Annotated in this window: 15 protein-coding genes; 12 read left to right on the top strand and 3 right to left on the bottom strand. The window is 70.8% G+C overall.

All coding sequences use genetic code 11. From position 1 onward, the window contains the following. From AB0J33_RS23895 to AB0J33_RS23910, 4 genes are all read left to right on the top strand, one after another. Positions 1–387: hypothetical protein (locus AB0J33_RS23895; protein ID WP_363616240.1), on the top strand; the 387-nt coding region annotated here is incomplete at its 5' end. A gap of 781 nt (positions 388–1,168) precedes the next feature. Further along, positions 1,169–1,762 carry a hypothetical protein gene (locus tag AB0J33_RS23900; protein WP_363616241.1) on the top strand — a complete coding sequence of 198 codons (594 nt, stop codon included), beginning with the start codon at positions 1,169–1,171 and terminating at the stop codon, positions 1,760–1,762. A gap of 135 nt (positions 1,763–1,897) precedes the next feature. Further along, on the top strand, positions 1,898–2,872 hold the full coding sequence (locus AB0J33_RS23905; protein ID WP_363616242.1) for a pirin family protein: 975 nt from the start codon (positions 1,898–1,900) through the stop codon (positions 2,870–2,872). Between the two features lie 79 nt (positions 2,873–2,951). Further along, complete coding sequence (locus AB0J33_RS23910) at positions 2,952–3,620, top strand: hypothetical protein (RefSeq protein WP_363616243.1); 669 nt, start codon at positions 2,952–2,954, stop codon at positions 3,618–3,620. Positions 3,621–3,880: 260 nt separating this feature from the next. On the opposite strand, the gene AB0J33_RS23915 is transcribed toward AB0J33_RS23910, so the two are convergent. Together AB0J33_RS23915 and AB0J33_RS23920 are read right to left on the bottom strand one after the other, a co-directional pair. Continuing rightward, positions 3,881–4,549: a DUF1345 domain-containing protein gene (locus AB0J33_RS23915; protein WP_363616244.1), complete on the bottom strand. Its 669-nt coding sequence runs from the start codon at positions 4,547–4,549 to the stop codon at positions 3,881–3,883. A 42-nt stretch (positions 4,550–4,591) separates the two neighbouring features. Then, the gene (locus tag AB0J33_RS23920) at positions 4,592–4,864 is read right to left on the bottom strand and encodes a DUF2795 domain-containing protein (protein ID WP_030332551.1); all 273 of its coding nucleotides are present in this window, start codon (positions 4,862–4,864) and stop codon (positions 4,592–4,594) included. A 155-nt stretch (positions 4,865–5,019) separates the two neighbouring features. Between AB0J33_RS23920 and AB0J33_RS23925 the strand changes: the two genes are divergently transcribed. From AB0J33_RS23925 to AB0J33_RS23945, 5 genes are all read left to right on the top strand, one after another. After that, on the top strand, positions 5,020–5,430 hold the full coding sequence (locus tag AB0J33_RS23925) for a DUF2267 domain-containing protein (RefSeq protein WP_363616245.1): 411 nt from the start codon (positions 5,020–5,022) through the stop codon (positions 5,428–5,430). 230 nt (positions 5,431–5,660) lie between these two features. Next, positions 5,661–6,686: a TerC/Alx family metal homeostasis membrane protein gene (locus AB0J33_RS23930; RefSeq protein WP_363616246.1), complete on the top strand. Its 1,026-nt coding sequence runs from the start codon at positions 5,661–5,663 to the stop codon at positions 6,684–6,686. A 75-nt stretch (positions 6,687–6,761) separates the two neighbouring features. Next, positions 6,762–7,361, top strand: coding sequence for a sulfite oxidase-like oxidoreductase (locus tag AB0J33_RS23935; protein WP_091408112.1), 600 nt, complete (start codon positions 6,762–6,764; stop codon positions 7,359–7,361). Between the two features lie 7 nt (positions 7,362–7,368). Beyond that, positions 7,369–8,133 (top strand): ferredoxin reductase, encoded by a 765-nt coding sequence (locus tag AB0J33_RS23940; RefSeq protein ID WP_363616378.1) that lies wholly within the window; start codon positions 7,369–7,371, stop codon positions 8,131–8,133. A 35-nt stretch (positions 8,134–8,168) separates the two neighbouring features. Then, the gene (locus AB0J33_RS23945; RefSeq protein ID WP_355420842.1) at positions 8,169–8,462 is read left to right on the top strand and encodes a DUF6510 family protein; all 294 of its coding nucleotides are present in this window, start codon (positions 8,169–8,171) and stop codon (positions 8,460–8,462) included. A 122-nt stretch (positions 8,463–8,584) separates the two neighbouring features. On the opposite strand, the gene AB0J33_RS23950 is transcribed toward AB0J33_RS23945, so the two are convergent. Beyond that, positions 8,585–8,902, bottom strand: a complete 318-nt coding sequence (locus tag AB0J33_RS23950) for a hypothetical protein (RefSeq protein ID WP_363616247.1) — start codon at positions 8,900–8,902, stop codon at positions 8,585–8,587. Positions 8,903–9,073: 171 nt separating this feature from the next. Here AB0J33_RS23950 and AB0J33_RS23955 point away from each other — a divergent pair, with 171 nt between their 5' ends. The 3 genes from AB0J33_RS23955 to AB0J33_RS23965 all read left to right on the top strand — a co-directional run bounded on the left by AB0J33_RS23955 (position 9,074) and on the right by AB0J33_RS23965 (position 11,948). Further along, a complete protein-coding gene (locus AB0J33_RS23955) occupies positions 9,074–9,796 on the top strand; it encodes a VOC family protein (RefSeq protein ID WP_363616379.1) in 723 nt (240 codons plus the stop codon). Between the two features lie 254 nt (positions 9,797–10,050). Continuing rightward, positions 10,051–10,578, top strand: coding sequence for a GNAT family protein (locus AB0J33_RS23960; RefSeq protein WP_363616248.1), 528 nt, complete (start codon positions 10,051–10,053; stop codon positions 10,576–10,578). Between the two features lie 68 nt (positions 10,579–10,646). Then, complete coding sequence (locus AB0J33_RS23965; protein ID WP_363616249.1) at positions 10,647–11,948, top strand: NAD(P)/FAD-dependent oxidoreductase; 1,302 nt, start codon at positions 10,647–10,649, stop codon at positions 11,946–11,948. Positions 11,949–11,962: the final 14 nt, after the last annotated feature.

Consider the following 11,962-nt stretch of genomic DNA (forward strand, 5'->3'; position numbering starts at 1 on the left):
AACGACGAGCAGACCGCCAACGCCAAGGCGATCATCGCCGCCACCAAGAAGGCCGGTCTCCCGGAGCGGGCCGCGGTCATCTCGATCGCGACGAGCCTGCAGGAGTCGAAGCTGGAGAACCTGGGCCACCTCGGCGACATGAACGACCACGACTCGCTGGGCCTGTTCCAACAGCGCCCGAGCTCGGGTTGGGGTACGCCGGAGCAGATCACCGACCCCGAGTACTCGACGACCGCGTTCCTCAAGGGCCTGCGCCAGGTTGACGGTTGGCAGGACATGCCGCTGACCCAGGCCGCCCAGACCGTGCAGGTCTCGGCGTACCCGGACGCGTACGCCCAGTGGGAGCAGCAGGCCGCCGACCTCGTCGGCCAGTACTGGAACAGCTGATACTGGAACAGCTGACCCACACGAGAACAGCAGGACACCGACCACTGGCCGGCACCCACCACCGGGTGCCGGCCAGCGGCCTCTCTGCTGTCGTTCTGGCCCCCCGCCGGGTGTGCGCTGGTCGCCGCGGACCGTGCGTCGGGCGCCATGCACGTACACCTGCGTTGGTTGCCGACGCCGTTCGCTGGCCGCATGACGAGCGTGTCGCCGTATCGCGGCGGCCTCAACGGAGATGGATGGCGTCTGGTCGCCCGCTGTTCGTAGATCTTGGACACTTTCCGTTCTGTGTGAACGGAAAGTGTCCAAGATTCACTTCGACGACGTAGCGGAGTGAGGTGATCGCCGCCGAGTGATCCGATCGGCTGGCGGGTACGTACCCGTGGACGGGGACCGGCGGAGGGACAGAGGCATGGCCGCAGTGGGGTACGGCGTGGATCGCGAACCGGAGTCAGACCCGGAACCCTCCGGTGAGGCCGCCCCACGACGGTGGTCCACCGGTGCTCGCCTGTTGGTGGTTGCTGCCGCTGTCGTGTTGCTTCTGGGTACGGCGGCGGTTGCCGTGATCATTGCCGATCCGGACCGACTCGGCATGACCTACTCCAGCCAACCCGACGGCACTCGTCCGGACGGCACTCGCCCCGATGACCTACGGCCCGGTGGCGGCGGTCGTTCGGGGGGCGCCGCTGACCCGGGCTCGGCTGGAGGTCGCCGCGGTGGTGCGGGTGCCGCTGCCGAACAACTGTTGACAGCGCCGCTGGCAGGTCGGCAGAGAGGCACCTTCGTGCTCGCGGATGGGTTGTCCTCGTTCGAGCTGCGGGTGGCCGAGTTGGGCGATGACCTGTATCGGATCAGTACCCCGGCCGGCTCGGCTGTGGCGGGCCGACCGGCGGTGCAGGGGGAGACCGTGCGGCTTGACCTCGTGGAGTCCGGTACGCGCGGTCCGCGGGCCGTGCGGGTGTTGCTCAACGAGCGGGTCGCCTGGCGTCTCCAACTCGCTGGCGGGGTGAGCGCCCAGGTGTTGGATCTGACCCGGGCTCGGCTGCTGGGCGTGGAACTGGCCGGCGGCTCCAGCCGCACCCAGCTCCTCCTGCCACCGATCACTCCGGCCGGGCCCGCCGAAACGAACCCCGGCGGCACCCTGACCGTGCGACTCACCGGCGGGACCAGTCAGCTCGACGTCCGCGTTCCCGGTCAGATCCCGGTACGGGTTCGGGTGGGAGCCGGCGCCGGCTCGGTGGTGGTACGCGACGACCGCTGGGACGGGGTGGCCGCGGGTTCGGTGCTGGGCACACCGGGTTGGGACCGGGCGGCGGCGCGCCTGTACCTGGACCTCGTCGCGGGCGCCAACAGCGTGCTGGTCTCCAGCAACCAATAAGGCCGCGCCGCCAGACCCCACGCCGCCAGACCCCACGCCGCCAGACCCCACGCCGCCAAGCCCGCGCTGGTGAGCGCGCCCGCACCTGCCGGGAAGCGCGGCAGTGGCGGGTGGGCGTGCGCGTACAGTCGGGCGGTGGAGCGTACTGAATCAATGCTGGCGCAGACCCGACCACCTGGCGTGGCCGACGTCGATCCCGGCAGTGTGTTGTTGCCCGGCCACGACGTGCCGTTGGGCCGGTACACCACGGTGCGGCGGCTGTTGCCGCAGCGCGCCCGGCGGATGGTCGGCGCCTGGTGTTTCGTGGACCATTTCGGCCCGGACGATGTGGCGCAGCGGCCCGGCATGGAGGTGCCGCCGCACCCGCACACCGGCCTGCAGACGGTGACCTGGTTGCTCGACGGTGAGATTCTGCACCGGGACAGCCTCGGCAACGTGCAACCGATCGTGCCCGGTCAGTTGAACGTGATGACCTCCGGCAACGGCATCGCCCACTCGGAGCGGTCGCCGGCCACCCATCCGCCGGTCATGCACGGCGTGCAGCTGTGGGTGGCGCTGCCGGACCCGGCGCGGGCCGGCGCGGCGGACTTCGCGCACCACGCCGACCTGCCGCGCTGGCGGGACGGTGACCTGGACGTCACCCTGCTGGTCGGCGAGTTCGCCGGGGCGCGGTCACCGGCGGTGGTGCACACGCCGCTGGTGGGTGTGCAGCTGGAGCTGGACGGTACGGCGCCGGCGACGCTGCCGTTGCGGCCTGATTTCGAGTACGCCGTGCTGGCGATGTCCGGGTCCGCGGAGGTGGCCGGGGTCGGGTTCGAGCCCGGGGCGCTGCTGTACCTGGGCTCGGGTCGCCGGGAGTTGACCGTGCGGGGCGGGGCCGGGGCCCGGTTGTTGCTGCTGGGCGGTACGCCGTTCGAGGAGCCGCTGGTGATGTGGTGGAACTTCGTCGGCCGCTCACACGAGGAGATCGCCGCCGCCCGGGAGGACTGGATGGCCGGCGACGGACGCTTCGGGGTGGTCGCCGACGATTCGGCGCCGCCGCTGCCGGCGCCCGCCCTGCCCACGACCCGGCTGAAGGCCCGCGACCGCACCGGCGGCCTGCACGGCTGACCACGCCGGGCCTGCACGGCTGACCACGCCGGGGCGGTCGGCTGGTGTGTGGCCGTTTGTGGTGCGGGTAGTCGCCGGCATGGCGACCACTCTGATCAATCCGGTGGAGGATCGTAAACGTCTGGCGCGCCGGCTCGCCGGCAGCGGGCGGGGCTTCGCCGAACAGTACGGGTTTCGGGTGACCAACAACCCGGCGAGCCTGTTCCAGGTGCTCTATCTGTCGGTGCTGCTGGCCCGCCGTGGTGACTTCCGGCGGGCGTTGGACGCGGCGGGGGCGCTGCGGGACGAGAGGTGGGACAGCGCGGCCCGGCTGGCGCGGTCGCTGCACGAGGACCGGGCACGGGTGCTGCGCGCCAGCGGCCAGCGTGGTGACGTGGACGGGTTGGCCGATGTGTTGGGTGACCTGGCCCGGACGGTCGTCGAGCGGTACCGGGGTGATCTGCGGCGGTTGCGGTCGGTGGCGCATCACGAGCCGGCCCGGGAGCGGGCTCTCCTCGCCGAGCTTCCCGGCGTGGACGACGCGGTAGTCGACCTGTTTCTCCGCGAGGTGCAGGCGCTGTGGCGGGAGGTGGCCCCGGTCGCCGACCGGCGGGCGTTGGCTGCCGCCCGTCGGCTCGGCCTGGGCCGGTCGGCGGACGACCTGGCCGGCCTGGCCAGTGGCGAGTCGGAGCGGCTGGCCTGGTTGGTGGGGGCGTTGGCCCGGGTCGACCTGGAGCACCGGTACGCGGAGGTGACCGGCCGCCCGTGACGTGCCCTGGCCCACACTTCGCCAAATTCTGACCAAACGGAGGATGTTCTGCCGTATGGTTGGACCCGGCAGTGCTGGCCGCTCGGTTCGAGCGGACCTCCACCGCCTGGTGGTCGCGACCGGTTCGGACGCGGCTTACCGCCTGGGCAGGCTTGCGTGGCGCCCTAGGTCGCGGTTCGTGACCAGGGCGCCCGCCTGTCCCGGCCCTTCGTTCGGCCCACCCCGTGTCGCCCCCGGGACCGGCCCGTCGCACCCAAGCCTCAGCGCGCCAGACCCGCCAGCAGGTTCACCGTGACGGCGATGATGAACGCGCCGAACAGGTACGACACCATGGAGTGCCGCAGCACCGTGCGACGCATCTCGTTGCTGGTCAGGTTGGTGTCGGAAACCTGGAACGTCGTCCCGATGGTGAACGCCACGTACGCGAAGTCGGAGTAGCGCGGCGGTTCGGGCTGGTTGAAGTTCACCCCGCCGTCCGGGCCGGTGTAGTAGATCCGGGCGTACCGGGCAGCGAATACGGTGTGCACCACGAACCAGGAGAGCAGCACGCTGAGCACGCCCAGACCGCTGTGCAGTTCCCGGGCCAGGCCCGGGGGTGCGCTCTGCGCGCTGGCCACGACCAGCCCCACGGCCAGCAGGCTCACCAGGCAGGCGACGAGCAGCAGCGCGTCCCGGACCGCCCGGTTCGGGTCCTCGTGCACGGCCAGTTGGGCGGTCCGCTCGGCGTCCATTGGCCAGAGTTTGTGCCAGACCAGTACGAGCCAGCTCAGCGCACCCACGTCCCAGCCGCCCAGCGCGGCGAGTGGCAGCGGCAGCACCAGCGCGAAGGCGCAGCCGGCGACGAGCCCGACCACCGCCACCACGGCGAGCTGCCGGGAGGCGGGAAAGCGCACCTCCACCGGGCGGGACGGGCCTCCGGTGTAGGTCATCGGTGCGGATCCTGTCTCCGGAGTGTGGGCGCCACCGCCGGATCAGATGCCGCGCAGGTGCTGCGAGACCCGGTTGTGCTTCTTGTCCCGGGCCTGCTCGGCCCGCTGGGCGGGGCCCACCTCGGGAGCTGCCTCGATCCCGGCCGACCGGGCCACCTCGGTCCCGTTGGCGTAGTCCACCGGGGGCAGGGCGCGTAGCGCCTTCAGCACGTCCGGCGGGGCGCCCTCTCGTTCGGCCTCGCGGACCACGTCGTCCTTCTCGGCCGGGTAGTCCAGGCTCGACAGGTACTGCAGGACGTCGGCGTAGCTCGCCATGGCGTGGGCTCCCTCGGGCATCGATGTGGTGACGACCGGCGGCGGTTACCCGCCCCCCGGGCGGTCACGCCCACCCGGGGGAGGAATCCCGGCCCGTTTCCGCTCCGCCACGTCGGGTACCCGCAGGCGCCGACGCGAGCCCAAGGGAGTACGCGATGAACTACGACACCTTCATCGACCAGGTTTCCCAGCGCACCGCGACGTCGTCCGAGCGGGCGGTCGAGCTGACCCGGGCCGTGTTGGAGACGTTCGCCGAGCGGCTGACCGGTGGCGAGGTCCTGGACCTGGCGGCCCAGTTGCCCCAGCCGTTGCAACTGGTGCTCAAACCGAGCCCGAGCACCGAGCAGGCGGACCGGTTCGGCGCGGCGGAGTTCGTCGCCCGGGTCGCGTCGCGCGCCGGTGTGCGGGAGCCGGCCGCCCGGGATGCCAGCCGGGCGGTCTTCACCACCCTGCGTGAGGCGATCACCGGCGGCGAGTTCGACGACGTGGCTACCCAGTTGCCGCGTGACTACCGGGACCTGGTGGAGCAGGCGATGGCCCCGGGCGCGACGCTGCGCCGGGGCTGACAGCGGCGGCTCAGCGCGTCCGTCGCGGGCACACAGCGGTTTACCAGGGCAACCATCGATGTCCCGCTTGGCATGAAGATTCAGCCTGGCCTAACCTTGTCGTGCGAGGGGAGTACTTCCCACGAACCATTCCGGTCAGTACGGCGCGCCCGGCGCGCGCCTCGGGTGGTTGCCCATCAGGTGGTGGGTGAAGGAGACCTCGAACATGACGGTGTTCGAGGAGACCCCAGATGAGCGAAGTGTCATATCTGTCCGCCGCCAGCGACCTGTCGTCGGTGGGCACGCCCACGCTGTGGGCGGTCACCATCATCGGCGTCATCCTGCTGTTGGTGCTGGACTTCCTGGTCACGCGCCGCCCGCACGAGGTGTCCATGCGGGAGGCCATCGGCTGGTCGGCCTTCTACATCGCGCTGCCGCTGGCGTTCGGCGCCTGGATCTGGTCCCGCTTCGGCAGTCAGCAGGGCGTGGAGTACCTGACCGGTTACCTGGTCGAGAAGTCCCTCTCGGTCGACAATCTCTTCGTCTTCATGTTGCTGCTGGCGGCGTTCGCGGTGCCGGCGGTGCTCGCCCAGCGGGTGCTGCTCTACGGCATCGCCGGCGCGCTGGTGCTGCGGGCCGTCTTCATCGCCCTCGGCGCGGCGGCGTTGCAGACCCTCGACTTCGCCTTCCTGCTCTTCTCGATCATCCTCATCGCCACCGCGGTGAAACTGCTGCGCGATGCCATGTCCGGGCATCAGCAGGAAGTCGACATCAACAACATGCGCTCGGTGAAGCTGCTGCGCAAGGTCATGCCGGTGGTCGACGACTACCACGGCACCAGGATGACCGTCCGCCAGGGCGCCAAGCGGGCACTCACGCCGTTCGCCCTGGTGGTGGTCGCGGTGCTGGCCACCGACGTCGTGTTCGCGGTCGACTCGGTGCCGGCGGTCTACGGCATCACCGAGGACCCGTACCTGGTGTTCGCCACCAACGCGTTCGCCCTGCTCGGCCTGCGGGCGCTCTACTTCGTCCTGCACGCGGCGCTGAGCCGGTTGGTGCACCTCAGCTACGGCCTGGCCATCATCCTGGCGTTCATCGGCCTGAAGCTGGGTCTGCACTGGGCACACGGCATCTGGGACAGCGTGCCGCAGATCCCCACCCTGGCCTCGCTCGGCGTGATCATCGGTGTGCTGGTGGTGGTCACCCTGACCAGCCTGCGCGCCACCCGGGGCGGCGACCTGCCCGAGGACCGCCAGGTCGTCGCGGATCGGCACTGACCGCGCCGCGCCGCACGGCGAGGGGGTACGCGGGAAAGCTCCCGCCCCGACCGGCGCGGGTGGTACGACTGTGCAATGGGAATCGTGTCACCGGGCTTCCAGGGTCGGCCCCGCACGCAGGAGCCGGCCCTGCCACCCGGCCAGTATCTGACCGAGGACTTTCCGGTGCTCTCGGCCGGCCCGACGCCCCGGGTGTCCCTGGACACCTGGGAGTTCGTCATCTCCGCCGAGAACGGCAGCGAACACCGGTGGTCGTGGCAGGAGCTGATGGCCCTGCCGCAGGAGACGCCGATGGTGGACATCCACTGCGTCACCCGCTGGTCCAAGCTCGGCACCAATTGGCAGGGCGTCTCACTGGACACGCTGCTCGCCGACGTCGACACGGGGGCGCACTTCGCGCTGGCGCACTCCTACGGCGGGTACACCACCAACCTGCCGCTGGACGACCTGCGCGGTGGCCAGGCGTGGGTGGTGCACACCTTCGACGGCGCCCCGCTGCCGGCCGAGCACGGCGGGCCGGCCCGACTGCTGGTGCCGCACCTGTACTTCTGGAAGTCCGCCAAGTGGGTGCGTGGCCTCCGGCTCAAGACGATGGACGAGCCGGGGTTCTGGGAGACCGCCGGGTACCACGACTACGGCGACCCGTGGCGCGAACAGCGGTACCAGGGTGACTGAGCGCGCCGTGGCGACGAGCACGCAGCGTCGGACGCCCAACCGCTGGCAGGTCGGCCGGCTGGTGGAGCGCCGGGTGGAGACCCCCACCGCGCAGACCCTGGTGCTGGAGGTGCCGGACTGGCCGGGGCACCTGCCCGGGCAGCACGTCGACCTGCGGCTCACCGCGTCGGACGGCTACCAGGCGGCCCGGTCGTACTCGATCGCCGGGCCGGCCGTGGACGGCCCGAACGGCCCGCGCATCGAGGTGACCGTGCAACGGGTGCACGACGGGGAAGTGTCCCCGTACCTCCTTGACGTCTTCGGGGCCGGCGACCCGGTGGAGGTCCGCGGACCGCTCGGTGGCTGGTTCATCTGGCGGCCGGAGGAGACCGCGCCGGTGCAGCTCGTCGCCGGTGGCTCCGGCGTCGTGCCGCTGATGGCGATGATCCGGGCCCGGCGGGCGGTGGGCAGCAAAGCGCCGTTCCGGCTGATCTACTCGGTGCGCACCCCCGGTGACGTGATCTACGCCGACGAGCTGCGCCGCCGGGGCCGCGACGACTTCGGCCTGGACATCGCCTACGTCTACACCCGTGAGGCGCCCGAGGGGTGGCGCGGTGAACCGCACCGCATCGGGCTGCCGGACGTCAACACGCACGGATGGCCGCCGGACCTGGAACCGCTCACCTACGTCTGCGGCCCGACCGCGTTCGTGGAGACCGTGGCCGACCTGCTGGTGGGGCTGGGCCACCCGTCGCGTCGGGTCAAGACCGAACGCTTCGGCCCCACCGGCTGACCGCCCGCCCGCTCACGCAGTGTCGAGGAGATTCGATGACCGAGATGTCGTACCTGGACGGCAACATGCTCGACGGCCCGATGCGTGAGCTGTTCACCGTCGACCTGAGCAGCGCGATGGGCCGCTGCGAGAACTGCGGGATGACCGGGTCGATGGCCAGCCTGCACGTCTACTCGCACGCCCCCGGCCTGGTGGCCCGTTGCCCCTCCTGCGAGGAGGTGATGGTGCGCCTGGTGCGCGGGCCGGACCGGGCCTGGCTGGACATGCGCGGCACCACCTACCTCCAGGTGCCGATGCCGATGGAGCAGACCTTCCCCGGTCCGCTCTGACCGGACGCTGGGCCGGCTGAGGGACGCTGCGGTCCTGCCTCCAGCGGGTCTCCTCGGCACGGCGCTTCTCGGCCGACGTCAGCTCGCCGGGGTACGCGTGCTCTGCTCGCAAACGACAGCCTTCAGGGGCGGAGGAGATCGTGTGCCCGGGCGAGGTCGTCGGCCCATGGCGAATCATGATCACGTTCCCACGCGCGGTACAGGCGGTCGCGGGTGGCCTCGCGGCGTAACCAGTCGCCGAGTGCGCTCGACCGCTGGTCGGCGAAGTTGAGTCCGGTGACCATCTTGGCCAGGTGGCGGTCTGCCGACGAGGCGGGCGAGGCGTCCCAGACATCGAGGAATCGCTCGACGCGCTCACCGGCGGCGCGAGCCGCGCCGAGAAAGGTCGCCGGATCGGTGAACGACCCGAGCGACGGCGCCGCCGTCAGCTTGTTCCCCACCGGTCGATTCTGGCATCGACGATTTCCGGGGCCCTCCCGGCGAGCAGCCACCGCCGGCCGGGGACCTCCAACAGCACAGCCGAATACTCGGGTGCGGCGGTCGCGGCTCGTCCCTAGGCTTCCGCCCCAAGGACCGCACGGCGGTCTGTCGGATCGGAGATGACCAGCGCGATGACGGCTCACCTGTTCGCGATCAGCTATGACGCAGCCCAGCCCGAACGCCTCGCGCGGTTCTGGTCCGAACTGTTGGGTCGGGAGATGGTCGAGGACCCGCGCGACGGCGTCCTGGTCCTGCCCGGGGCCGACACCGAGATCCGAGTGCGTTTCGTGCCGTCTGGGCAGCCGAAGGTCGTCCAGAATCGGATGCACTTCGATCTGACCAGCAGTTCCCTGGAGGACCAGCGGCGGACGGTGGCCAGGGCTTTGGAGCTTGGCGCGCGGCACGCCGACATCGGGCAGGGCCCGGAGATCGATCATGTGGTGCTCGCCGACCCCGAGGGCAACGAGTTCGACGTCATCGCGCCGGGCAACAACTTCCTCGCCGGCTGCGGCTTCGTCGGTGCGCTGGCCTGCGACGGATCGCAGCAGGTCGGGTACTTCTGGAGCCAGGCGCTCGGGTGGCCGCTGGTCTGGGACCAGGACGAGGAGACCGCGATCCAGTCGCCGCACGGCGGCACGAAGATCAGCTGGGGTGGCCCACCGTTGATGCCGAACGGCGGCCGGGACCGGGTGCGTTTCGACCTCACCCCGGCTGCTGGCGTCGCGTGGCAGGCCGAGGTCGACCGTCTGCTCTCGCTCGGGGCGACCCGGATCGACACCGCCCAGGATGGGCCGGGCCGGCTGGTGCTGGCTGACCCCGACGGTCAGGAGTTCAGCGTGCGGACGCCCCGCTGACCCGGCCGACGCCCGCATGATCGTGCTCGATCACTGATGTAGTGGTTACGTGCGCTGAGCCATGCAGTTGTGGTGCCCGATTTGGCAGCTTTTGGGCGTTTTGTTGCCCACCACAACTGCATGATCGGCGAGGCGATGCCGGTTGACGAACAGCCGTCAGCCCTAACGCAACGACGTTGACATCCTTGTTCGAGCGCGATCGCTGCTCAGCCTGGTTGGACAGCGGGCGTGCCGGTCGGTCAGAGTGGTCCGCCGTGAGATACCTGCGTTCCGGTGGTCCCGCCGCGATCCGGCGACCCCGGCCCACCGACGCCGACGAGTTCGTGGCCGCGGCGCGGCGCAGTCGGGACCTGCACCACCCGTGGTTGGCTGCGCCGGCCACCCCCGAGGAGTACGAGCTCTACCTGCGCCGGATTCGCCGCCGCGACAGCGCCGGCTACCTGATCTGCGACCGGGCCAGCGGCGCGATCGCCGGTTACGTGAACATCAGCGGCATCGTGCTCGGCGCGCTGCGCGGTGGGTACCTCGGCTATGCGGCGTTCCTGCCGTACAGCGGGACCGGGCACGCCTCGGCGGGCGTCGCCCTGGTGATCGACCACGCGTTCACCTCGGTCGGGTTGCATCGGCTGGAGGCGAACATCCAGCCGGGCAACGAGCCGTCGCGGCGGGTGGCCCGCAAGCTCGGTTTCCGGTTGGAGGGTTTCTCCCCGGACTACCTGTTCATCGACGGCGCCTGGCGCGACCACGAGCGTTGGGCGATCACCGCGCCAACCCCCGCCTGAGCGGTGGCCCGCCGGACCGGGTGGTGTGTCGGACGTTTGTCACGGGCTTCGACGGGAAACGGCCCGCAATGACGAAACCTCGTGTGGTGATCGTGGGGGCCGGGTTCGCCGGTTACCACGCGGCGAAGACGTTGAGCCGGATCGCCCGGGACCGGGCCGAGATCGTGGTGCTGAACTCCACCGACTACTTCCTGTACCTGCCGTTGCTGCCCGAGGTGGCGGCCGGGGTGGTCGAGCCCAGACGGATCGCCGTGCCGTTGACCGGAACGCTGAAGGGCGTACGGGTGGTGATCGGTGAGGCCGACCACGTCGACCTGCAGAACCGCTGGGTCGGTTTCACCCAGGCGGAGGGGGAGCAGAACCGGCTGGCGTACGACCGGCTGGTGCTGGCCGTGGGCAGTGTCAACAAGCTGCTGCCCATTCCGGGGGTGACCGAGTACGCGCACGGCTTCCGCGGTCTGCCCGAGGCCGTCTACCTGCACGATCACATCGTCCGGCAGCTCGAGCTGGCCGAGCAGGCCGAGGATCCGGCCGAGCAGCAGGCCCGCGCCACGTTCGTGGTGGTCGGGGCCGGCTACACCGGCACCGAGGTCGCGGCGCACGGGCAGCTGTTCACCGACGCCCTGCACGCCCAGCGGCCCCGGCTCACCATCCGGCCGCGCTGGATGCTGCTCGACGTGGCCCCCCGGGTGCTGCCCGAGCTGGACAAGCGGATGTCGGACACGTCGCACAAGGTGCTCAACCGGCGCGGGGTGGACGTGCGGATGGGCACCTCGGTGGCCGAGGCGACCTGCGACGGAGTGAAGCTCACCGACGGGGAGTACGTGCCGACCTGCACCCTGGTGTGGTGTGTGGGGGTGCGCCCCGACCCGTTCGTCAACGAGCTGGGCCTGCGCACCGACCGGGGGCGGCTGGTGACCGACGAGTACCTCAACGTCCCCGGCTACCCGGAGGTGTTCGCCATCGGCGACGCCGCCGCGGTTCCCGACCTGGTGAACCCGGGGAAGGTCTGCGGGATGACGGCGCAGCACGCGCAGCGGCAGGGCAAGCGCGCGGCACACAACATCGCCGCGTCGTACGGTTTCGGTCGGCGCAAGCCGTACAAGCACCACGACCTGGGCTGGGTCGTGGACCTGGGTGGCAAGGACGCGGCGGCGAACCCGTTGCAGATCAACCTGGCCGGGCTGCCGGCCAAGGCCGTCACCCGGGCGTACCACCTGATGGCGATGCCGGGAAACCGTACGCGGGTCAGTGCCGACTGGGCGTTGGACGCCGCGTTGACCCGCTCCGCGGTCCAACTGGGGTTGGTGCCAGCCAACGCGGTGCCGTTGGAGAGCACCACACCCGAGGTCGCGAGCCGTTCCCGCTGAACGGGCACCACGTC

The organism is Micromonospora sp. NPDC049645 (assembly GCF_040675155.1).
In the GTDB taxonomy this organism is placed as follows: domain Bacteria; phylum Actinomycetota; class Actinomycetes; order Mycobacteriales; family Micromonosporaceae; genus Micromonospora.